The sequence below is a fragment of the Xanthomonas bonasiae genome, assembly GCF_017163705.1.
Taxonomy (GTDB): Bacteria; Pseudomonadota; Gammaproteobacteria; order Xanthomonadales; family Xanthomonadaceae; genus Xanthomonas_A; species Xanthomonas_A bonasiae.
Map to the genome: position 1 here is coordinate 63839 of NZ_JAFIWB010000023.1, position 22229 is coordinate 86067.

Annotated in this window: 20 protein-coding genes and 1 other RNA gene; 7 read left to right on the forward strand and 14 right to left on the reverse strand. The window is 70.7% G+C overall.

All coding sequences use genetic code 11. The features are described from left to right. Window positions 1-268: 268 nt before the first annotated feature. The 13 genes from ftsA to JR064_RS17335 all read right to left on the reverse strand — a co-directional run bounded on the left by ftsA (window position 269) and on the right by JR064_RS17335 (window position 15260). Window positions 269-1504 (reverse strand): cell division protein FtsA, encoded by a 1236-nt coding sequence (gene ftsA / locus JR064_RS17275; protein ID WP_003465508.1) that lies wholly within the window; start codon window positions 1502-1504, stop codon window positions 269-271. Further along, window positions 1501-2331 carry a cell division protein FtsQ/DivIB gene (locus JR064_RS17280; protein ID WP_206230560.1) on the reverse strand — a complete coding sequence of 277 codons (831 nt, stop codon included), beginning with the start codon at window positions 2329-2331 and terminating at the stop codon, window positions 1501-1503. Before JR064_RS17280 ends, ftsA begins: the two co-directional genes overlap by 4 nt. Window positions 2332-2458: 127 nt before the next feature. Continuing rightward, window positions 2459-3418: a D-alanine--D-alanine ligase gene (locus tag JR064_RS17285; protein WP_191825495.1), complete on the reverse strand. Its 960-nt coding sequence runs from the start codon at window positions 3416-3418 to the stop codon at window positions 2459-2461. After that, window positions 3415-4851 carry a UDP-N-acetylmuramate--L-alanine ligase gene (gene murC / locus JR064_RS17290; RefSeq protein ID WP_206230561.1) on the reverse strand — a complete coding sequence of 479 codons (1437 nt, stop codon included), beginning with the start codon at window positions 4849-4851 and terminating at the stop codon, window positions 3415-3417. The genes JR064_RS17285 and murC overlap by 4 nt, the downstream gene beginning before the upstream one ends. Beyond that, window positions 4848-6146, reverse strand: coding sequence for an undecaprenyldiphospho-muramoylpentapeptide beta-N-acetylglucosaminyltransferase (murG, locus tag JR064_RS17295; RefSeq protein WP_206230562.1), 1299 nt, complete (start codon window positions 6144-6146; stop codon window positions 4848-4850). Before murG ends, murC begins: the two co-directional genes overlap by 4 nt. Beyond that, window positions 6143-7465: a putative lipid II flippase FtsW gene (ftsW, locus tag JR064_RS17300; RefSeq protein ID WP_179568388.1), complete on the reverse strand. Its 1323-nt coding sequence runs from the start codon at window positions 7463-7465 to the stop codon at window positions 6143-6145. Before ftsW ends, murG begins: the two co-directional genes overlap by 4 nt. Further along, window positions 7465-8550, reverse strand: coding sequence for a phospho-N-acetylmuramoyl-pentapeptide-transferase (gene mraY, locus JR064_RS17305; protein WP_179568390.1), 1086 nt, complete (start codon window positions 8548-8550; stop codon window positions 7465-7467). Before mraY ends, ftsW begins: the two co-directional genes overlap by 1 nt. Further along, entirely contained in the window at window positions 8540-10105 is a 1566-nt protein-coding gene (locus JR064_RS17310; RefSeq protein ID WP_206230563.1) for a UDP-N-acetylmuramoyl-tripeptide--D-alanyl-D-alanine ligase, read from the reverse strand. The genes mraY and JR064_RS17310 overlap by 11 nt, the downstream gene beginning before the upstream one ends. Continuing rightward, window positions 10102-11595, reverse strand: a complete 1494-nt coding sequence (locus JR064_RS17315; RefSeq protein ID WP_206230564.1) for a UDP-N-acetylmuramoyl-L-alanyl-D-glutamate--2,6-diaminopimelate ligase — start codon at window positions 11593-11595, stop codon at window positions 10102-10104. Before JR064_RS17315 ends, JR064_RS17310 begins: the two co-directional genes overlap by 4 nt. After that, window positions 11592-13457 (reverse strand): peptidoglycan D,D-transpeptidase FtsI family protein, encoded by a 1866-nt coding sequence (locus JR064_RS17320; protein WP_179568397.1) that lies wholly within the window; start codon window positions 13455-13457, stop codon window positions 11592-11594. The genes JR064_RS17315 and JR064_RS17320 overlap by 4 nt, the downstream gene beginning before the upstream one ends. Continuing rightward, complete coding sequence (gene ftsL, locus JR064_RS17325) at window positions 13454-13717, reverse strand: cell division protein FtsL (protein WP_009576670.1); 264 nt, start codon at window positions 13715-13717, stop codon at window positions 13454-13456. Before ftsL ends, JR064_RS17320 begins: the two co-directional genes overlap by 4 nt. Next, window positions 13714-14763, reverse strand: a complete 1050-nt coding sequence (rsmH, locus tag JR064_RS17330) for a 16S rRNA (cytosine(1402)-N(4))-methyltransferase RsmH (protein WP_179569397.1) — start codon at window positions 14761-14763, stop codon at window positions 13714-13716. Before rsmH ends, ftsL begins: the two co-directional genes overlap by 4 nt. A gap of 14 nt (window positions 14764-14777) precedes the next feature. Then, window positions 14778-15260, reverse strand: coding sequence for a division/cell wall cluster transcriptional repressor MraZ (locus JR064_RS17335; RefSeq protein WP_179568399.1), 483 nt, complete (start codon window positions 15258-15260; stop codon window positions 14778-14780). A 291-nt stretch (window positions 15261-15551) separates the two neighbouring features. Between JR064_RS17335 and JR064_RS17340 the strand changes: the two genes are divergently transcribed. The 3 genes from JR064_RS17340 (at window position 15552) to JR064_RS17350 (ending at window position 17158) form a co-directional block, all read left to right on the forward strand. After that, the gene (locus JR064_RS17340) at window positions 15552-16340 is read left to right on the forward strand and encodes an NRDE family protein (RefSeq protein WP_206230565.1); all 789 of its coding nucleotides are present in this window, start codon (window positions 15552-15554) and stop codon (window positions 16338-16340) included. An 83-nt stretch (window positions 16341-16423) separates the two neighbouring features. Continuing rightward, window positions 16424-16790, forward strand: an RNA gene (rnpB, locus tag JR064_RS17345) — RNase P RNA component class A. Window positions 16791-16987: 197 nt separating this feature from the next. Next, entirely contained in the window at window positions 16988-17158 is a 171-nt protein-coding gene (locus tag JR064_RS17350) for a hypothetical protein (RefSeq protein WP_241093141.1), read from the forward strand. A 78-nt stretch (window positions 17159-17236) separates the two neighbouring features. On the opposite strand, the gene rsmI is transcribed toward JR064_RS17350, so the two are convergent. Further along, the gene (gene rsmI / locus JR064_RS17355; protein WP_179568403.1) at window positions 17237-18061 is read right to left on the reverse strand and encodes a 16S rRNA (cytidine(1402)-2'-O)-methyltransferase; all 825 of its coding nucleotides are present in this window, start codon (window positions 18059-18061) and stop codon (window positions 17237-17239) included. Between the two features lie 81 nt (window positions 18062-18142). On the opposite strand from rsmI, the gene JR064_RS17360 reads away from it, so the two are divergent. Genes JR064_RS17360 through JR064_RS17375 form a run of 4 tightly spaced genes read left to right on the forward strand, consistent with a single transcriptional unit; the run spans window position 18143 to window position 22157 of the window. After that, window positions 18143-19870: a penicillin-binding protein activator gene (locus JR064_RS17360; protein WP_206230566.1), complete on the forward strand. Its 1728-nt coding sequence runs from the start codon at window positions 18143-18145 to the stop codon at window positions 19868-19870. Continuing rightward, complete coding sequence (locus JR064_RS17365) at window positions 19860-20228, forward strand: YraN family protein (protein ID WP_179568407.1); 369 nt, start codon at window positions 19860-19862, stop codon at window positions 20226-20228. The genes JR064_RS17360 and JR064_RS17365 overlap by 11 nt, the downstream gene beginning before the upstream one ends. 1 nt (window position 20229) lies before the next feature. Continuing rightward, the gene (locus tag JR064_RS17370) at window positions 20230-20775 is read left to right on the forward strand and encodes a metal-dependent hydrolase (RefSeq protein WP_206230567.1); all 546 of its coding nucleotides are present in this window, start codon (window positions 20230-20232) and stop codon (window positions 20773-20775) included. Then, window positions 20772-22157: an FAD-binding oxidoreductase gene (locus tag JR064_RS17375; RefSeq protein WP_206230568.1), complete on the forward strand. Its 1386-nt coding sequence runs from the start codon at window positions 20772-20774 to the stop codon at window positions 22155-22157. The genes JR064_RS17370 and JR064_RS17375 overlap by 4 nt, the downstream gene beginning before the upstream one ends. Window positions 22158-22229 lie beyond the last annotated feature (72 nt).

A 22229-nucleotide genomic window follows, 5' to 3' on the forward strand; every position in this document is an offset into this window, starting at 1 on the left:
GATTCGGGATTCGGGATTGGGGATTCGGAAGCACTCCGATCCTGCATCCCGCCTCTCCGTCCGGCGAGTGTTGTTGTTTGGAAGCCGGGATTCGGGATTCGGGAGTGGGGATTCGCAAAAGCGCGATCGCCCAACACCGTTGCCCGCTCCGCGGCGGAATCACTACAAAAAAAACCTGTCGCCTACCCTCTCTCCGCTCTCCGCTCTCCGCTTTCTTGCTTTTGCTTGCTCTTACGAATCCCAAATCCCGAATCCCGAATCCCGGCCCTCAAAACTCACCGCGATACCAATTCTTCAATTTCTTGAACAGGCTGCCGGCGCGGCCGGTGGGCAGCGACGGGCGCCGTGGGTGTTCGATCTGGCTGCCCATCAGCAGCAGGCCCACGCCGGTGGCGTGCACCGGGTTGCCGACCACTTCGCCCAGGCCGGTGACGTGCTGCGGGATGCCCACGCGGACCGGCATCTGCACCATTTCCTCGGCCAGTTCGACCACGCCTTCCATCTTCGAGGCGCCGCCGGTCAACACCATGCCGGCGCGCACCAGTTCCTCGAAACCGGAGCGGCGCAGTTCGGCCTGCACCATCTCGAAGATCTCCTCGTAGCGGCCCTGCACCGCCTGCGCCAGCGAATGGCGCGGCATGCGCCGCGGCGGGCGGTCGCCGACGCTCGGCACCTGGATGCTTTCCTCGGCGGTGGCCAGCTGCGCCAGCGCGCAGGCGTAGCGCACCTTGATCTGCTCGGCTTCCGGGGTGGGCGTGCGCAGCATGTGCGCGATGTCGTTGGTGACGTGGTCGCCGGCGATCGGCAGCGAGGCGGTGTGGCAGATCGCGCCCTGCACGAACACCGCCAGGTCGGTGGTGCCGGCGCCCATGTCGACCAGCACCACGCCCAGCTCGCGCTCGTCGGCGGTCAGCACCGCCACCGAGGACGCCAGCGAGGACAGGATCAGGTCGTCCACCTGCAGGCCGCAGCGCTGCACGCACTTGCTGATGTTGGCCGCGGCCGACTGCGCGCACACCACCAGGTGCGCGTGCACCTCCAGGCGCACGCCGGTCATGCCGACCGGGTTGCGGATGCCTTCCTGCGAATCGTCGAGCACGTACTCGCGCGGGATCGCGTGCAGGATGCGCTGGTCGGCCGGGATCGCCACCGCCTTGGCCGCTTCCAGCACCCGGTCCAGGTCGTTCCAGGTGACCTCGCCGTCGCGGATCGGCACGATGCCGGGCGAGTTCTTGCATTGCACGTGGTTGCCGGAGATCGACGCGTACACCGAGCGGATCTCGCAGCCGGCCATCAGCTCCGCTTCCTCGACCGCGCGCTGGATCGACTGCACGGTGGATTCGATGTCCACCACCACGCCGCGCTTGAGCCCGCGCGATTCGTGCGAACCGATGCCGATCACCTCGATCGGATTGCCGGGCGAGTACTCGCCGACCAGCGCGACGACCTTGGAGGTGCCGATGTCCAGTCCAACGATGAGGGATTTGTCGCCTTTGCGGTTCATGTCTTGGAGCCGGGATTTGGGATTCGGGATTGGGGATTGGTAAAAGCAGGAGGGCTTGGAATGCTGGGAAGGTCGGCGGAAGCGGAGCGTTGGGAAGCCGGTTTCTTTCCCGATCCCGAATCCCGAATCTCCAATCCCTGCCTTTCGACCGTGAATCCATTGGTGTAGCGCAGGTCGGCGCGCGCGATCGGCGCCTGTTCCGGCGTGGCCAGTTGCGGCAGCACGCGGGCGAAGCGCGCCAGGCGGGCGCGGGCGTCGTCGCGGCCGACCACGACCTGCACGCCGTTGCCCAGCTGCAGCGACCAGCTGCCGCGCGCGTCCATCGCCACGCCGTCGACCTGCAGCCCGGCCGGCGCGAACAGCGCGCGCGATTCGTTGTACAGCGCGACCACGTCCTGCGCCTTGGCGTCCGGGCCGGCCAGTTGCGGCAACGCCATGCCGCGCAGTTCGCTCGGCAGCGCGAAGATGCGGCCCTGCTCGGACAGCATGCGGTCGCTGCCCCAGCGCGCGAACGGACGGTGTTCGGTGACGCGCACTTCCAGCACGTCCGGCCAGCGCTTGCGCACCCGCGCGCTTTCCACCCACGGCAACCGTTCGATCGCGTCCTGCGCGTCCTGCAGGCGGACCGCGAAGAACCCGCGGCGCGCATACGGCAGCACCACCTGGCGCAACTGCTCGGCCGGCACGCGCTTGAAATCGCCGCTGACCTGCAGCCGGCTCAGCGGCCAGCGCTCGGCACCGACCCAGCCGTTGAGCACCGCCACCACCGGCAGCGCGACCAATGCCAGCGCCAGCAGCCAGGCGAGGATGCGCAGGAGGGCGGTCATGCGGCACTCCGTGCCGCGGGATTCGGGATTCGGAATTCGGGATTCGCGCAAGACACGCACGCGAGCGCACAGGCAGCGCGACGCTGCCGCTGTGCGAATCCCCAATCCCCAATCCCGAATCCCGGCTTCACAGCGTCTGCTCCAGCACGCGCCACACCAGCTCTTCGAAGCCGATGCCGGCCTGGCGTGCGGCCTTGGGCACCAGCGAGTGGCTGGTCATGCCCGGGGCGGTGTTGGCTTCCAGCAGGGCGAAATCGCCGCTGGCGCCGTCGCGCATCACGTCCACGCGGCCCCAGCCGCGGCAGCCGGCGGCGCGGAACGCGGCCAGCGCCAGTTCGCCCAGGGCAAGCTCGTCCTCGCCGTCCAGGCCCGGGCACAGGTACTGGGTATCCTCGGCCACGTACTTGGCGTGGTAGTCGTACCACTGGCCCTTGGGCACGATGCGGATCGACGGCAGCGCGGTGTCGCCGAGGATGGCCACGGTCAGTTCGTCGCCGACGATCATCTGCTCCATCAGCAGTTCGCCGTCGTAGCGCGCGGCCAGCGCCACCGCCTCGTCCAGCTGCGCCGGCTCGAACACGCGGGTCACGCCGACGCTGGAGCCTTCGTTGGCCGGCTTGACGATCACCGGCAGGCCCAGCTGCGCGGCCGCGGCGCGGATCGCGTCCGCCTGCGCGGTCGCCGCCAGGCGCACGTAGCGCGGCGTCGGCAGGCCCAGCGACAGCCACACCTGCTTGGTCCGCACCTTGTCCATGCTCAGCGCCGAGCCGAGCACCGGCGAGCCGGTGTAGGGCACGCCGAACGCGTCCATCAGACCCTGCACGATGCCGTCTTCGCCGCCGCCGTTGTGGCCGTGCAGCACGTTGAACACGCGGTCGAAGCGCTTGTCCACCAGCGCCTGCGCCAACGCCGGAATGCCGTCCACCGCCACCGCGTCGACGCCGCGCGCGCGCAGCGCCTCGAGCACGTTGCGGCCCGAATCCAGCGACACCTCGCGTTCGCTGGAAGTACCGCCGAGCAGCACCGCGACGCGGCCGAACACGGCCGGGTCGGTGTGGCGCGGCGGCGGGAAGTTCTGCGCGCTCATGACTTGGCTCCGACGACGAACCCGTCCTGCGCGATGTGCTGGGCGACGTAGCCGATGTCGCCGGCGCCCATCATCAGCAGCAGATCGCCGTCCTGCAGCACGTCCGGCAGCACTTCGCTCAGTTCGGCGACCTGCCCGACCACCACCGGCTCGCTGCGCCCGCGCGCACGGATCGCGCGCGCCAGCGAACGCGCGTCGGCGCCGGGAATCGGCGCTTCGCCGGCCGGATAGACCTCGCTGAGCACCAGTGCGTCCACTTCCGACAGCACCGCGGCGAACGCGTCGAACTGGTCGCGGGTGCGGCTGTAGCGGTGCGGCTGGAACGCGACCACCAGGCGCTTGTCCGGCCAGCCGCCGCGCGCGGCGGCGAACACCGCGGCCAGTTCGCGCGGATGGTGGCCGTAGTCGTCGACCAGGCGCACGCGTGCGCCGGCGGCGGTGGTCACTTCGCCCAGGTCGTTGAAGCGGCGGCCGATGCCGGCGAAGCCCTGCAGCGCGCTGGCGATCGCCTCAGGCGCCACGCCCAGCTGCCAGCCGATCGCGGCGGCGGCGAGCGCGTTGAGCACGTTGTGCCGGCCCGGCAAGGCAAGCGTCACCGGGGTGCTGCTGCCTTCCGGCAGGCGCAGGGTGAAGCGCATGCGCGGGCCGTCCTGGACCACGTCCTCGGCGCGCACGTCGGCGTTCTCGCTGAGCCCGTAGCTCATCACGTGGCGCGGGGTCTTGGCGGCCAGCGCGGCCACTTCCGGATCGTCGATGCACAGCACGGCCAGGCCGTAGAACGGCAGCCGCTGCAGGAATTCGGCGAACGCGGCCTGCACGCGGGCGAAATCGTTGCCGTAGTTCTCCAGGTGATCGGCGTCGATGTTGGTGATCACCGAGATCAGCGGGTTCAGGCGCAGGAAGCTGCCGTCGCTCTCGTCGGCCTCGGCCACCAGCCACTGGCCGCCGCCGAGCTTGGCGTTGGCGCCGGCGGCGAGCAGCTGCCCGCCGATCACGAAGGTCGGGTCCAGCCCGCCTTCGCTGAGCACCGCCGCAGCCAGGCTGGTGGTGGTGGTCTTGCCGTGCGTGCCGGCCACCGCGATGCCGCGGCGGAAGCGCATCAGCTCGGCCAGCATCGCCGCGCGCGGCATGATCGGGATGCGCTGGCTGCGCGCCTCCATCAGCTCCGGGTTGTCGTCGCGGATCGCGCTGGACACCACCACGCAGTCGGTGCCGAGCACGTTGGCCGCCGAATGCCCGCGCATCACCCGCGCGCCGAGCGTGACCAGGCGCCGCGTCGCCGCATTGTCGGCGTTGTCCGAGCCGGACACCTCGTAGCCCAGGGTCAGCATGACCTCGGCGATGCCGCTCATGCCGGTGCCGCCGATGCCGACGAAATGCACGCGCGGAAACGCGCGGACCAGATCGCCGGTGTCGTGGAGACGGCGGATCACAGGGCACCTCCTGCGGAGGTGCCGGGATTCGGGATGGCCAGCCTGCGGCTGTCGAAGAGCGAGCGGGATTGGGGATTGGTGGCGTCGCCGGTGGCCTGTTGCCGCGGCGCATCGCCATGTACGGATGTCTGCATAGTGTCCTGCTTGTGCTCCTGCTCTTTACGAATCCCCAATCCCAAATCCCGACTCCCAGCCTCTTCCAGAATGATGTCCGCGATCCGCTCGGCCGCATCCGGCTTGGCCAGGCTGCGGGCGGCGTCGGCCATCGACAGGCGGCGTGCGGGGTTGCCGAGCAGGTCGCGCAGCACGCCCTGCAGGTTGGTCGCCAGGGCGTCGTCCTGCTTCAGCAGCACCGCGGCGCCGCGTTCGACCAGGTATTCGGCATTGCGGGTCTGGTGGTCGTCGACGGCGGCGGCGAACGGCACCAGCACGCTGCCGATGCCGACCGCGCACAGTTCGGCCAGGGTCGAGGCGCCGGCGCGGCACACGATCAGGTCGGCCCAGGCGTAGGCGGCGGCCATGTCGCCGATGAAGGCTTCGACGCTGGCGGCGACGCCCGCCTCGGCATAGGCCTGGGCGGCTTCGTCGCGCAGTTTTTCGCCGCACTGGTGGCGCACTTCGACCTGCGCACCGAGCGCGGCCAGCGCGCGTGGCAGCGCCTGGTTCAGCGCGCGCGCGCCCTGGCTGCCGCCGAGCACCAGCAGGCGCACCGCGCCGTCGCGCGCGGCGAAGCGCTGCGCCGGCGGCGCCAGCGCGGCGATCTCGGCGCGCACCGGATTGCCCACCGCTTCCTCGCGCGCGGCGAAGCTGCCCGGGAACCCGGTCAGCACGCGCCGCGCGACGCGCGACAGTACCTTGTTGGTCAGACCCGGCGCGCGGTTCTGTTCGTGCACCAGCAGCGGCAGTTTCAGCAGGCGCGCGGCGATGCCGCCGGGGCCGGCGGCGAAGCCGCCGAAGCTGACCACCGCGCGCGGCATGCGCCGGCGCAGCACGAAGCCGGCGGCGCGGATCGCGCGCATCACCCGCAGCGGCGCGCCGAACAGCGCCAGCGCGCCCTTGCCGCGCAGCCCGCCGATTTCGATGGTGTCGATCTCGATGCCGTGCTGCGGCACCAATTGCGTTTCCATGCGCCCGGCCGCGCCCAGCCACACCACCGGCACGCCGCGTGCGCGCAGCACCTTGGCCACCGCCAGCGCCGGGAAGATGTGCCCGCCGGTGCCGCCAGCGAGGATCATCACCGGACGCGACGCAGCGTCGGTCATGGCGGTGCCGGTCATCGGCACGGACACACTCATCCCAGCCTCCCGAAGGTCGGCTCGACCCGCGGCTGCATGCGGCTGGTGCCGCGCGCCGGGGTGCCGGCCTGGATCGCCGCGGCCACCGCGCTGGCGCTGGCCTCGCGTGCGGCCTGCAGGTCCTCGGCGCTGTCCACGGTCTGCCTGACCGGCGGCGCGGCATCGCTGCGCACCTTCGCCACCTGGCGTTCGGCGCGATCGAGTTCGTAGGACACACGCAGCAGCAGGCCCATCGCTACGCAGGTCATCAGCACGCTGGAACCGCCGGCGGAGATCAGCGGCAGGGTCAGGCCCTTGGTCGGCAGGATGCCCAGGTTGACGCCGACCGAGACGAAGCTCTGCAGGCTGATCCACAGGCCGATGCCGAAGGCGATGTAGCCGGAGAAGTGGCGCTTCATTTCCACGCAGCGCATGCCCAGCCAGAACGCGCGCCCGACCAGCAGCGCGTACAGCGCGATGATCAGGCACACGCCGGTGAAGCCCAGTTCCTCGGCGATCACCGAGAAGATGAAATCGGTATGCGCCTCGGGCAGGTAGTTGAGCTTCTGCACCGAGCCGCCCAGGCCGACCCCGAACAGTTCGCCGCGGCCCACCGCCATCAGCGCATTGGACAGCTGGTAGCCGGAACCGAGCTGGTCGGCCCACGGGTCCAGGAACGAGGTGATGCGGCGCAGGCGGTACGGTTCCAGGATCGCGATGAAGGCGAACACCGGCAGCCCGATCACGATCGGCATCGACATGCGCGGCAGGTTGACCCCGCCCAGCACCAGCATGCCGGCGGTGATCGCCAGCAGCAGCGTGGAGGAACCGAAGTCCGGCTGCAGCAGCAGCAGGCCGACCAGCGCCACCGCCACGCCCAGCGGCTTGAGCATCGCCGGCCAGGTGGCGTTGACCTCGTCGCGGAAGCGCACCAGGTAGCTGGACAGCCACACGATGTACAGCACCTTCACCGCTTCCACGGTCTGGAAGCGGGAGATGCCCAGGTTGATCCAGCGCCGCGCGCCGTTGACGGTGCTGCCCAGCCCCGGCACGAACACCACCAGCAGCAGGCCGAAACAGGCCAGCAGCAGCAACTGGTTGTACTGCTCGATGTTCTTCAGCTCGGTGCGCATCGCCCAGATCGCCAGGCCGATGCCGCCGGCCAGGAACAGCAGGTGCCGGGTCAGGTAGTAGAACGGGCTGACGGTCAGCTCGATCGAGCTGGAGCCGACCATCACCACGCCCAGCGACGCCAGCGCCACCACGGCGCCGAGCAGCCACGGGTCGTAGCGGCCGCCGATGGCCTCGAGTCGGGTTGCCTGGCGCGCGGCGTCGTTCATCAGCGCACCTTCAACGTGGCCAGGCCGACCAGCACCAGCACCACCGAGATGATCCAGAAGCGCACGATCACCCGCGGCTCGGGCCAGCCCTTCAGTTCGAAGTGGTGGTGGATCGGCGCCATGCGGAACACGCGCTTGCCGGTGAGCTTGAACGAGGCGACCTGGATCATCACCGACAGCGTCTCGACCACGAACACGCCGCCCATGATCACCAGCACCAGTTCCTGGCGCACGATCACCGCGATGGTGCCGAGCACCGCGCCCAGCGCCAGCGCGCCGATGTCGCCCATGAACACCATCGCCGGATAGGTGTTGAACCACAGAAAGCCCAGGCCCGCGCCGGCGATCGCCGCGCAGATGATGATCAGCTCGCCGGCGCCGGGGATCGAGGGAATCTTCAGATAGGCGGAGAACACCGCGTTGCCCGAGGCGTAGGCGAACACGCCCAGCGCGCAGGCCACCAGCACGGTCGGCATGATCGCCAGCCCGTCCAGGCCGTCGGTCAGATTGACCGCGTTGGAGAAGCCGACGATCCAGAAGTAGGCGATGGCGACGAAGCTGATCCCGGCCAGCGGCAGCGCGATCGACTTGAACATCGGGATGTAGAAAGTGATCGCGGCCGGCACGTCGGCGCTGTAGTACAGGAACAGGCCCGCGGCCAGGCCGAAGATCGACTGCAGCAGGTACTTCCAGCGCGACTTCAGCCCGTTCGGGTCGCGGCGCACGATCTTGATCCAGTCGTCGTACCAACCGATCACGCCGAACGCCAGCATCACCGCCAGCACCAGCCACACGTAGCGGTTGCGCAGGTCGCCCCACAGCAGCACCGACAGCAGCACGGTCAGCAGGATCATCGAGCCGCCCATGGTCGGCGTGCCGGCCTTGGAGAAATGGCTCTGCGGGCCGTCCTGGCGGATCGGCTGGCCGCCCTTGAACTGCGCCAGCTTGCGGATCACCGCCGGGCCCAGCCACAGTGACAGGAACAGCGAGGTCAGCGCCGCGAGGATGCCGCGGAAGGTGAGGTAGCCGAACAGCCCGAACAGGCTCTCCAGCTGCTGCAGCCAGCGGGACAGTTCAAGCAGCATGCGGCGCCTCCTCTCCCTGCGCCAGCAGCGCGCTCACGATCTTGTCCATGGCGCTGCCGCGCGAACCTTTGATCAGGAGGGTGGGAGGAGCCGGGAATCGGGAATCGGGAATCGGGAGTCGGGGGAGCAAAACGTCGTCTGCCACCGCGCCGGTGTTCTCATCCATCAGCTCTGTTTCCTGCTCTTGATCTTGCTCTTCACGAATCCCCAATCCCGCTCGCTGTTCGACAGCCGCAGGCTGGCCATCCCTACTCCCGGCCGCACGCAGATCCGCGCGCAGCGCGGCGATCAGCGCCGCATGGCTGTCGAACACGCGTCCGTTCTCGCCGAAGGCCTGCGCGGCGACGGCGCTGAGCGGGCCCAGCGCGTACAGCCGGGTCAGGCCGGCGTCGCGGGCGCGGCGGCCGCCGCTGGCGTGCAGCGCTTCGGCACCGTCGCCGAGTTCGCGCATGTCGCCCAGCACCAGCCAGCGCTCGCCGCCGGCGGCGGCCAGCGCGTCGATCGCCGCGGCCAGCGAACCGGGGTTGGCGTTGTAGCTGTCGTCGATCAGCACCACGCCGCCGGGCAGCGTATGCGCGATCTGCCGGCCCGGCACCGGCTGCACCTGCGCCAGGCCCGCGGCGATCAGCGCCGGCGCGATGTCCAGCGCCAGCGCCAGCGAGGCGGCGGCCAGTGCGTTCATCAGGTTGTGCCGGCCCGGCAATGGCAGCGTCGTTTCGATCTCGCCCTGCGGGGTGACCAGCACGAACTGCGAGCGGTCCGGGCGCATGCGCAGCTGCGTGGCGGTGACCTCGGCGCTGGCCTGCAGGCCGAAGCGCAGCACGCGCGGGGCCAGCGGCGCCGGCAGGCGCTGCTCGAACCACAGCCCGAACGCGTCGTCGGCATTGATCACCGCGGTGCCGTCGGCGGTCAGCGCGGCGTAGATCGCGCCCTTGGTCGCGGCGACGCCGAGCAGGCTGCCCATCCGCTCCAGATGCGCCGGGGCGATGTTGTTCACCAGCGCCGCATGCGGGGCCACGATGTCGGTCAGGTAGGCGATGTCGCCCGGCTTGCCCGCGCCCATCTCGTAGATCGCGTAGTCGGCCGCGTCCGGCGCTTCGATCACCGCCAGCGGCAGGCCGATCTCGTTGTTGCGGTTGCCGGGATTGGCGTAGACGCTGCCGCCCTGGACCCGGCAGGCATGCTGCAGGATCGCCAGCAGCAGCGCCTTGACGCTGGTCTTGCCGTTGCTGCCGGTGATCGCGGCCACCCGCGTGGCGCGGCCGCGCTGCATGCCCGCGGCGATCCGCGCCAGCGCCAGCTGGGTGTCGGCGACCAGGATCTGCGGCAGTTCGCTGTGCGGCTGCAACAGTTCCACCAGCAATGCGCTGGCGCCGCGCGCGGCGGCATCGGCGACGAAGTCGTGGCCGTCGAAACGCTCGCCGCGCAGCGCCACGTACAGGCTGCCCGGCGCCAGCGTGCGGGTGTCGTGGGCGATCGCGTCGATCGCCACGTCGTCGCCGTGCAGCTCGGCGCCGGCCCAGTGCGCGATCATCGACAGCGGCAGACGCTTCATCGGGCGTGCTCCACTGGCATTGCGGCGCGCGCCTGCAGGGCCTGCGCGGCGATCTCGGTGTCGTCGAACGGATGCTGGATGCCGGCGATCTCCTGGTACGGCTCGTGGCCCTTGCCGGCGATCAGCACGATGTCGTCGGGGCCGGCTTCGGCCACGGCCAGGGCGATGGCCTGCGCGCGGTCGCGCTGCACGCGCACCGCCTGCAGGTCGGTGAACCCGGCCAGGATGTCGGCGACGATGCGATCGCCATCCTCGCCACGCGGATTGTCGTCGGTGACGATCACCGCATCGGCCAGGCGCTGCGCGATCGCCGCCATCTGCGGACGCTTGCCGGTGTCGCGCTCGCCGCCGCAACCGAACACGCACAGCAGGCGGCCGTGGGCGTGGCCGCGCAGGCTGTCCAGCGCCTGCTCCAGCGCGTCCGGGGTGTGCGCGTAGTCGATCACCAGCAGCGGCTGCGCGTCGCTGCCGCCGAGGCGGTTCATGCGCCCGCGGATCGGCTGCAGCTGCGACAGCGTCGCGGCGATGCGCGCCGGCGCCACGTCCAGCGCGTGCAGCGCGCCGGCCACCGCCAGCAGGTTGTCCACGTTGAAGCGGCCGAGCAGCGGCGACTGCAGCGGATGCCGCGCGTCGCCGATCAGCAGGTCGAAACCGATGCCGCGCGCGTCCAGGCGCAGCGCCTCGGCGCGCAGCGTGGCGTCGGCCTGGCCGCGCGAGCTGACGCCGATGCGGCGCAGCGCCGGGTCCAGCGTCGCCAGCAGCTCGCGGCCGAACGCGTCGTCGAGATTGACCACCGCGGCCTTCAGCCCCGGCGTGGCGAACAGGCGCGCCTTGGCTGCGCCATAGCCGGCCATGTCGCCGTGGTAGTCCAGATGGTCGCGGGTGAGATTGGTGAACACCGCCACGTCGAAGTGCACCGCATCGACGCGACCCTGGTCCAGCGCGTGCGAACTCACTTCCATCGCCACCGCCTGCGCGCCGGCGTCGCGCAGCTGCGCCAGCAGCGCGTGCGTCTGCAGCACCAGCGGCGTGGTGAAACCGGTCGGCACCACGTCGCCGTACAGGCCGACGCCGAGCGTGCCGATGCTGCCGCTGCGCGTGCCCAGGCACTGCCAGGCCTGCGCCAGCAACTGCACGGTGGAAGTCTTGCCGTTGGTGCCGGTGACCCCGACCATGGTCATCGTCTGCGACGGATGGCCGTGGAACTGGTCGGCCATCGCGCCCATGCGCGCGCGCAGGCCCGGCACCGCGATCGCGTCGGTCGGCGCCGGCAATTCAGCCGGGGCCGGCGGTTCGAACAGGATCGCCGCGGCGCCCTTGGCCTGCGCCTGCGCGACGAAGCCCAGCCCGTGCGCGCCGAACCCGGCGATCGCCACGAACGCATCGCCGGCGCGCACCGCGCGGCTGTCCATGACCAGCCCGGACACCTGCACGTCGCGCGCCAGCGCCACGTCCGGCAGCAGCTGCGACAGCGGCAGCGCGCGGCTCACTGGCGGGTCTCCTGCAACGGCACCGGCTGCGCGGCCGGCGGCGGCGTGACGGCACGGGCGATGGGCAGCGCCGCTTCCACTTCGGCGGCGGCATCGGGCACCACGGCCGGATCCGGCTCCACCGGCGCCGGCGGCGGCGCATGGCCGCTCTTGCCGGCGGCCTGCGCCGCCAGCCACGCCTGGATGTCGTCCGGCGGCACGTCCATCAGCCGCAGCGCACCTTCCATCACGTTGTGGAACACCGGCGCCGAAACCAGGCCGCCGTAGTACTTGGCGCCCTGCGGATCGTTGATCACGATGACCGTGGCGAAGCGCGGATTGGTCGCCGGCACCAGGCCGGCGAACAGCGCGTTGTAGTGGCCGCGGATATAGCCGCCGGGACCGTTCAGGCGCGCGGTGCCGGTCTTGCCGGCGACGTGGTAGCCGAGGATCGCCGCGCCCTTGGCGCCGCCCTGGGTCACCACGGTTTCCATCATCGACACCACTTCCTTGGCGATCGCCGGGCTCAGCACTTCCTTGGTGTCCTCGTGCTGGCCCTTGACGAAGGTCGGCGTGACCAGCTTGCCGCCGTTGCCGAGCGCGCAGTACGCGCGTGCGATCTGCAGCGGCGTCACCGACAGGCCGTAGCCGTAGGACATGGTGGTCTTGGACGACCCGCTCCAGCGTGCCGGCGAGGGCAGCACGCCGGCCGATTCGCCGGGGAAGCCGCTGTGCGGGGCGCTGCCGTAGCCGTAGCTGTGGATCTGGTCGTAGAAGGTCTGGTCCGGCAGCTTGGCCGCGATCTTGGCCGCGCCGATGTTGGAGCTGCGGGTGATCACGCCGGTCACGGTCAGCACGCCGTTGTTGCGCGGCACGTCCTTGATGGTGAAGCGGCCGATCGCCATGTAGCCCGGGTTGGTGTCGATCAGCGTGTCCTTGGTCACCACCCCGGCCTTGAGCGCGGTGGAGATGGTCAACGGCTTCATCGTCGAACCCGGCTCGACCAGGTCGGTGACCGCGCGGTTGCGGCGCGCATCGGAATTGACCCCGGTGACCGAGTTCGGGTTGTAGGTCGGCAGGTTGACCATGGCCATGATCTCGCCGGTGGCCACGTCCATCACCACGATCGAACCGCCGGCGGCGTTGTTTTCCACCAGCGCGTTGCGCAGTTCCTTGTAGGCCAGGAACTGGATGCGGCGATCGATGCTGAGGGTCAGGTCCTTGCCCGGCTCGGCCGGCTTGACCAGATCGATGCTTTCCACGATCGCGCCCTTGCGGTCGCGGATCACGCGCTTGGAACCGGGCTTGCCGCGCAGCCATTCGTCGAACGCCAGCTCCAGCCCTTCCTGGCCGCGGTCGTCGATGTTGGTGAAGCCGAGCACGTGCGCCATCGCTTCGCCCTGCGGGTAGAAGCGGCGGAACTCGCGCTGCGAGAACACGCCCGGGATGCCCAGCGCGACCACCGCGTGTGCCTTGTCCGGATTGATCCGGCGCTTGAGGTACATGAACTCCTTGTCCGACTTCTGCGACAGCTTGGCGGTCAGCTCGTCGCTGGGCAGCTCCAGCGCCTGCGCCAGCTGCGGGATGCGGTCGGGATTGCGCAGCAGCTCCTGCGGATTGACCCAGATCGACTCCACCGGCGTGGACACCGCCAGCGGCTCGCCGTTGCGGTCGGTGATCATGCCGCGCGAGGTCGCGATCGGCAGCTCGCGCAGGTAGCGCGCCTCGCCCTGGCGCTGGTAGAAGTCGCTGTTGATGATCTGCACGTAGGCGGCGCGGCCGATCAGGGTGACCGAGCACAGGCTCAGCGCCGCACCGACCAGCACCAGCCGGCCACGGAGATTGAAGTTGCTGCGCGGGCGGTTGCGGCCGGTCTTGCTCATGGCCGCACCACCACGATGTCGCCGGTTTCCGGAAACTTCATGCCCAGCCGCTCGCGCGCGACCTGGTCGACGCGATTGCTTTCGGCCCAGGTCGCCTGCTCCAGCTGCAGCCGGCCGAACTCGATGTTCAGCTCGTCGCGGTTGTGCTCCAGCCGCGACAGCTCGACGAACAGCTGGCGATGGCGATGGCGCATGTACACCACCCCGATCGCCGAGGCGATGGTGCAGGCGAGCAGGACGATCAACAGCAGCCGGCTCATTGGGCGTCTCCTGGCGGAGACGCCGGGATTGGGGATTCGGAATTGGGGATTGGAGAAGAGCGCTCGCCCAATCCCGAATCCCCAATCCCCAATCCCAGCTTCTCGGCCACCCGAAGCACCGCGCTGCGCGCGCGCGGATTGAGCGCCAGCTCGGCGCCGTCGGCCTTGATCGCGCCGCCGTGCAGTTGCAGCGTCGGCACGAACGGCTGGGCCTCGGGCAGGCGGCGGTTGCTCGGCGGGGCCTTGGCGTGGCGGTTCATGAACTGCTTGACGATGCGGTCTTCCAGCGAGTGGAAGCTGATCACCGCCAGGCGCCCGCCCGGCTTGAGCTTGGCCAGCGCCGCGTCCAGCCCGGCTTCGAGGTCGGCCAGTTCGCGGTTGATGTGGATGCGGATCGCCTGGAAGCTGCGCGTGGCCGGATGGGTCTTGCTGTCGCCGCGCGGCATCACGCTGGCGATCAGGTCGGCCAGCTGCGCGGTGCGGGTCAGCGGCTGCTCGGCGCGGCGCGCCACGATCGCGCGGGCGATGCGCCGGCTCTGGCGTTCGTCGCCATAGGTCCACAGCACGTCGGCGATGTCGCGCTCGCTGGCGTGAGCCAGCCACTGCGCGGCGCTCTCGCCGGCGTCCGGATCCATGCGCATGTCCAGCGGGCCGTCCTTGCCGAACGAGAAGCCGCGCTCGGCCACGTCCAGCTGCGGCGAGGACACGCCCAGGTCGAACAGCACGCCGTCCAGATCGGCGGCGGCGTCCCACTGCGCCAGTTCGGCGAAGCTGCCGCGGCGGATGCGCACGCGCGCGTCGCCACCGAACGCATGTTCGGCTTCGGCGATCGCCTCGGGATCCTTGTCCATCAACAGCAGCCGGCCTCCTGGGCCGAGTTTGTGCAGCACCCCGCGCGCGTGTCCGCCACGCCCGAACGTGCCATCCAGATAGATTCCGTCTTCGATCACCTGCAGCCCGTCCATGACCTGCGCGAACAACACCGGCACATGCGCCGCCGGCGGTTGCGACACCGGAAGGTGACCGGCCTGCGCCTGTCCGCGCATCCGGACACCCCGGCTCACAACTTCAGATCGAGCAATCCATCGCCCAGATCCTCGTCAGACAATGTCTGCTGGATCAGTGCGCGATGAGCCTGCTCGCTCCATAGTTCGAACTTGTCGCCCATGCCCAACAGCACGGCGCGCTTTTCGATGCCCACCGCAGCGCGGTGGCTCGGCGGGATGGTGATGCGGCTGTTGGCGTCCAGCTCCAGCGCGGCCGAGGAACCGACCAGCTTCTGCTGCAGGACCCGCACCACGCGCTGGGTGTTGGGCTTGGCCATGACGTCGTCACGGACCCGCTCCCATTCCTTTTCCGCGTACAGCCACAGGCATCCGGCCTCGAACGGGTTGTAGGTCAGCACCAGCCGATTGCCGCTCGCACGCACGACAAGGTCGCGGTACGCGGTGGGAACCGCCATACGCCCCTTGTCGTCCACTGTGATTGCGGTCTCGCCCTGAAACACGACGCCTACACCTTTCAAATCCGCCTGGACGGTCATTGAACCACGAAAAACCACAAAAAACCCGGTTTTCCCTCGAGTGCCCACCTTAGCAGCGCGCGAAAGGTTGTCAACAACTTTGCGAGCGATAAATCGCTAGCCACATCAATGGCTTGCGCCATTCTTTAGAGACTTGTTCAAAGCTTATCCACAAGTTGCTGTTTCGTCTCATATTTTGAGATTGAGCGGAAATTCAGCCCTGTGCACAAGGCGTTAAGACAGCGGCCAGCTGCCGCGGCCACGACCGACCGGCTCGCCTGCCGCTGCGCAAAACCGCACAATCGGCGGCCTATGTGCCTGGTCGCCCTCGCCCTCGAATCGCACCCGCGCTGGCGCCTGCTGCTGGTCGGCAACCGCGACGAATTCCACGCCCGCCCGACCGCGCCGCTGCAGCGCTGGGCGGCGCCGGCGCAGCGCGTGCTGGCCGGGCGCGACCTGCGTTCCGGCGGCAGCTGGGTGGGCCTGGACGACGCCGGCCGCTGCACTGTGGTCACCAACGTGCGCGACCCGCTGGCGTCGATGTCCGGCGCCTCGCGCGGCGCCCTGGTCGCCGACTACCTGGCCGGCGCCGCGCCGGCAGGCGCCTTCGCCGACGCACTGGCGCTTCGCGCCGACGCCTACCCGCCGTTCAATCTGCTGCTGGCCGACGCCGAAGGCGCGCAATACCTGGGCAACCACCCGCCTGCCCGGCAGCGCCTGGCGCCCGGCATCCACGGCATGTCCAATGGCGCGCTGGACGCGCCATGGCCGAAGACGGTGCGCCTGTGCGAGGTCCTGGCGGGGTGGATTGCCGCCGGCGACGAGGACCTGTCCCCGCTATGGCGCGCGCTGGCCGACGAGACCATCGCCGCCGACGCGCAGTTGCCCGACACCGGCGTAGGCCTGGAGCTGGAGCGGCGCCTGTCGCCAGCCTTCATCCGCGGCCACGACTACGGCACCCGCGCCAGCACCATCGTCGCAGTGGGCGGCGACGGCCGCGGCTGGATCCACGAGCGCCGCTTCGGCGCCGATGGGGTGTTCCTGGGGGAGACGCGGCTGCAGGGGCTCAGGATCGGGGACTCGGGACTCGGGGCCCGGTAAGAGTTGCGTTGCGGCCATTCGCTGTTCCGGACATCCGATTCCGCGCGGCGCAGTGGCGCCGCACATGCGACAATGCCCACGGCGGAGTCGGCCAGACAGTCGCGTCATCCCGGTGCATTTCGGTGCAGTGGGGTGCCGAGGAAAGTCCGGGCTCCATAGGGCAAGGTGCCAGGTAACGCCTGGGCGGCGCGAGCCGACGGATCAGTGCAACAGAAAGATACCGCCTAAGTCTGCGCAAGCAGACCGGTAAGGGTGAAATGGTGCGGTAAGAGCGCACCGCGAGTCCGGTAACGGACCGGTACGGCAAACCCCACCTGGAGCAAGACCAAATAGGGACCTCATGGCGCTGCCCGCGTCGGGTCCGGGTAGGTTGCTCGAGCGCCGCGGTGACGCGGCGCCTAGAAGAATGACTGTCCACGACAGAACCCGGCTTATCGGCCGGCTCCGCCACTTTTCTCAAAAAATCTCCAGACTCCGGGCCAGACTCCCGGGTTCGGAGGCTTTAGCCTCTGTGACGAAAACATCCTTCAGACTGACGCACACGCCCAAGGCATCTCATTGATGACCTGGCGCTCGCCAGCGACAACCTGCGGGCACTCGCCATCGAGCAGGCCGGCGACTACTCGCACCAGCAGATCATCGCCTGGATGCATCGCCACGACCTGACGCTGGATTCGGCCGCCGCGGCATTGGGTGTGAGCCGGCGCATGCTGGCCTACTACCGCAGCGGCGAGAAGCCCGTCCCCAGGAGCATCGGGTTGGCGACGCTGGGATGGGAAGCCGAACAGGCCGGGTTCCGATTCCCGGCAGTCGCCTGACAGCGCATTCGCCTGGGAACGGCAGGTTTGCGATTGCCTGTTGCAGGCCAGTCGGCACCGGCTCGGTTTACAGCCGCCTCATCCCCCATACAACGCCTTGCGCGGCGCTCCGGTGATCTCCGCGGCCAGCTTGGCGGCGGTGGACGGCGGCAGGTGCGCGCTCAGCGTGGCATAGACGCGGCGGCCCTCGGCCAGTTGCGCGTCGGCATCGTCGCCGGCGCCCTGCACGATCAGCACGAACTCGCCCTTGCGCTGGTTGTCGTCGGCTTCCACCTGCGCCTGCAGCTCGGCCAGGCTGCCGTCGAGCACGGTCTCGAACAGCTTGGTCAGTTCGCGCGCCAGCACCGCCGGCCGCGCGTCGCCGAACGCGGCGCGGCAGTCGGCCAGGGATTCGACGATGCGGTGCGCCGATTCGTAGAACACCAGGGTGCGCGGCTCGCCGGCCAGGCGCGCCAGGCGCTCGCGGCGGCCGGAGGCCTTGGCCGGCAGGAAGCCCTCGAAGCTGAAACGGTCGCTGGGCAGGCCGGCCACGCTGAGCGCGGCGATCGCCGCGCAGGCGCCGGGCACCGGGCTGACCCGCACCCCGGCCTCGCGCGCCGCGCGCACCAGCCGGTAGCCGGGATCGCTGACCAGCGGGGTGCCGGCATCGCTGACCAGGGCCAGCGACTCGCCGCCGAGCAGGCGCGCGACGATGCGCTGCGCCAGCGCGTCCTCGTTGTGCTCGTGCAGCGCGACCAGCGGCTTGTCGATGCCGAAATGCGCCAGCAGCTGGCCGCTGCGGCGGGTGTCCTCGGCGCAGATCGCGGCGACCGCGCGCAGCACCTCCTGCGCGCGCGGCGTCAGGTCGGCGAGATTGCCGATCGGCGTGGCGACGACATGCAGGGTTCCGGGCTGGGCGCTCATCTACGGCTTTCCATGGTCAAGGGTAGAATCGTAGCGGTTTTCCCCGGCGCGCCTCGGCGTGCCCTGCCGAATGGACCAGAAATGAACAAGCGATTCGCAAGGATTTCCGCCCTGTCGCTGCTGGCGCTGCTGTTCGCCGGCTGCGCCACCACCAGCGTGACGCAGAGCGCGTCCTCGCCGGCCCAATCCGCGGCGCTGGCGCTGCTCGACCAGGGCAAGCCGCGGGAAGCGGCGCAGCAGCTCGAGGCGCAGGCCGCCACGGCCACCGGCAGCGAGCGCAACCAGCTGCTGGCCGATGCCGCCTTCGCCTGGTACGAGGGCGGCGACGTCGCCCGCGCGCGCAGCCTGGCCGCGCAGGTCCAGCCGCGCCAGCTGTCGGGCCTGAGCAAGGTGCGGTTGGCCCTGGTCAATGCCGAGCTGGCCCTGGTCGACCGCCAGCCGGCGCAGGCGCTGCAGGCGCTGGGCAGCGATCCGCAGGCGGTGCCGCAGAACCTGCGCGCGCGCTGGCACCTGGCCCGCGCGCAGGCGCTGGAAGGCACCGGCGACGCCACCGCGGCGCTGGACGAACGCGCCCGCGCCGATATCGGCCTGACCGGCCAGGCGCGCACCGACAACCAGCGCGCCATCGTGCGCCAGCTGGCGGCGTTGAACGACGCCACGCTGCAGGCGCGCGCCGCCGCGCTGCCGGCCGGCGATCCGCTGTACAACTTCGCCGGGCGCGCGCTGATCAGCCGCGGCCTGGCGCTGCCGCGGCCATTCGACCGCGGCGAGCAGTGGGGCTTCGACACCAGCAAGCGGCCGCCGGCCGAGCGCGACGGCTACCGCCCGCCGGCCAAGCTGGCGGTGCTGTTGCCGCTGAGCGGCACCCTGGCGACCGCGGCCGCGCCGGTGCGCGACGGCCTGCTCGCCGGCTACTACGGCGAGACCCGGCGCCGCCCGGAGATCAACTTCATCGACACCACCGGCACCCCCGCCGGCGCGCTGGCCGCCTACCAGAAGGCGATCGACGGCGGCGCCGACTTCGTGGTCGGCCCGCTCGGCCGCGACGAGGTCACGGCGCTGTTCGCGCGCGACGCGCTGCCGGTGCCGCTGCTGGCGCTGAACCGCGGCACCGGCGCCCCGCCCGCCGGCAGCGCCGGCTTCTCGCTGGCGCCGGAAGACGACGGCATCGCCGCCGCCGAATACCTGCTGGCGCACGAGCGCCGCAACGCGCTGGTGATCGGCAGCAACGACGACAACGGCCGCCGCGCGGTGGCCGCGTTCCGCGAGCGCTTCAGCGAGCGCGGCGGCAAGGTCGCGGCCAGCGTCAGCGTGGCCGAGGTGCCGGGCGATGTCGGCGCGCAGCTGCGCAACGCCGGCGCCGCCGACGCGGTATTCCTGGCGGTGAAGGGCAGCACCGCGCGCGCGCTGGCGCCGCAGCTGGCGCTGGCCGGTTTCGCCGGCAAGAGCCGGGTGGCGACCTCGCAGCTGGTGCTCGGCACCGGCAAGCCGGAGGACGACCTGGTGCTGGACGGCATCGCCTACCCGAGCGAACTGTGGAGCGTGCGCGGCGTCGGCGGCCTGCCGGCGGCGACCAGCGTGGCCGAGACGCTGCCGACCGCGCGTGGCCCGGCCGCGCGCCTGTTCGCGTTCGGCTACGACGCCTGGCAGATCAGCGCCTACCTGGAGAAGCTCGCCACCGGCGCCGAGGCCAATCTGCGCGGCGCCACCGGCGTGCTGCACCTGGACGGCTTCGGCAACATCCTGCGCACCCCGGCCTGGTCCACCTTCAGCGGCGGGCGCGCGACGCCGCTGCCCGATGGGCGTTGACCGCCGGCAACGCGGCAACGATGTGGAAGCGGCGGCGCGCGCCGAACTGGAGCGCGCCGGGCTGCAACTGATCGCCGCGAACGTGCGCTATCGCGGCGGCGAACTGGATCTGGTGATGCAGCAGGCGCAGTGCCTGGTGTTCGTCGAGGTGCGCTACCGGCGCAACGACGCGTTCGGCGGCGGCGCCGCCTCGGTCGACCTGCGCAAGCGCCGCCGGCTGGTTTTGGCGGCGCAGTTGTTCCTGGCCGCGCATCCGCACTACGCCGACTGGCCGTGCCGCTTCGACGTGGTCGAGGCCGAAGGCGAACCGCCGCGGCTGACCTGGCTGCGCGACGCGTTTCGCGCCGACGACTGCTGACGTGCCCAGCATCTTCACCCACGCCGCGATCCCGCTGGCGCTTTGGGCCGCCGCCGATCGCGGACGCATTTCCGCGCGCCTGCTCGGCGCCGGCATCGGCGCATCGATGTTGCCCGATCTGGACGTGGTCGCGTTCGCCTTGCACGTTCCCTATGCCGATGCGTTCGGCCATCGCGGCGCCAGCCATTCGCTGCTGTTCGCCGCGGCGCTGGGCGTGTTGGGTGCCCTGCTGCACCGACCGCTGCGTGCCGGCGCGCTGCAGGCGGCGACCTGGATGTTCGTCTGCACGCTCTCGCACCCGCTGCTCGATGCGCTGACCTCCGGCGGCCTCGGCGTCGCCCTGGCCTGGCCGTGGAGCGAGCAGCGCTGGTTCGCGCCGTGGCGGCCGATCCGCGTCTCGCCGTTCGCCAACGGCTTCTTCGGCGCGCGCGGCATGGCCACGCTGTTGTCCGAGTTGCGCTGGGTGTGGCTGCCGCTGGCGCTGGCGGTCGGCACCTGGAAACTGTTGCAACCGCCGCCCTCTTCCGCTTCGCGATCCCAGCCATGACCACGCCGCTGCCAGCCGCCCTGACCGACACCCTCGCCGCACTGCTCGGCGCCGACGGCTGGCGCACCGACGACGCCAGCCGCCGCAGCTACGGCGAGGACGATTCGCGGCGCTGGGCGCTGGCCGACGCGGTGGCGCTGCCGCAGACCCGCGACCAGGTGCAGGCGATCGTGCGCGCCTGCCGCGAACACCGCGTGCCGATCGTCGCGCGTGGCGCCGGCACCGGCACCGCCGGCGCCGCGGTGCCGTTCGGCGGCGGCGTGGTGCTGTCATTCGCGCGCATGAACCGCATCGTGCAGCTGCGCCCGCAGGACCGCTGCGCGGTGGTCGAGCCGGGCGTGCTCAACGGCGACCTGCAACAGGCGCTGGCGCCGCACGGCCTGTTCTGGCCGCCGGACCCGTCCAGCGCCGAGATCTGCAGCGTCGGCGGCAACCTGTCGACCAACGCCGGCGGCCCGCGTGCGGTGAAGTACGGCGCCACCCGCGACAACGTGCTCGGCGTGGTCGCGGTGACCGGCGCCGGCGAACTGATCCGTTGCGGCGGCGCCTACACCAAGGACGCCACCGGCTACGACCTGACCCACCTGCTGGTCGGCAGCGAAGGCACCCTGGCGCTGATCGTGGAGGCCACGCTGAAACTGTCGCCGCGGCCGCTGGCGCAGGCCGGGCTGCGCGCGTTCTACCGCGATGCCGGCAGCGCCGCGGCGGCGGTGTCGCGGCTGATGGCGCAACCGACCACGCCGGCGATGCTGGAATTCATGGACCGCAGCGCGATCGCGCTGTTGCGCCGCAACGGCAGCGACGTGCCCGAAGCCGGCGCGATGCTGCTGATCGAGGCCGACGGCGACCACGACACCCTACCCTACGCGCTGCAGGCGCTGGGCGCGGCCGCCGAAGGCGACGGCCTGCTGTCGCTGGACGTGGCCACCGACGGCGCCGCGCGCGACCGGCTGTGGGCGGCGCGCCGCGCGCTGTCGCCGGCGCTGCGCACGATCAAGCCAGGCAAGATCAACGAAGACGTGGTGGTGCCGGTGTCGCGCATTCCCGAGCTGGTCGCAGGAGTCGAGGCACTGGCGGCGGAATTCGAGCTGCCGATCGTCGCCTTCGGCCACGCCGGCAACGGCAACCTGCACGTCAACATCATGTACGCGCCCGACGACGCCGCCGAGACCGCGCGTGCGCACGCCGCGCTGCCGCGCCTGTTCGCGCTGGTGCTGGCGCTGGAAGGCACGCTGTCGGGCGAGCACGGCATCGGCGTGGCCAAGCGCGACTACATGGCGCAGGCCTTCGACGCGGCCACGCTGGACGCGATGCGCGCGGTGAAGCGCGCGCTGGACCCGGACGGCATCCTCAATCCGGGGAAGGTGTTGCCGGACAGATAGCCGGACGCGGGACGCGGGACTCGGGACTCGGGACTCGGGACTCGCAAGAATCGGCCCGATACCGCGCGCAGG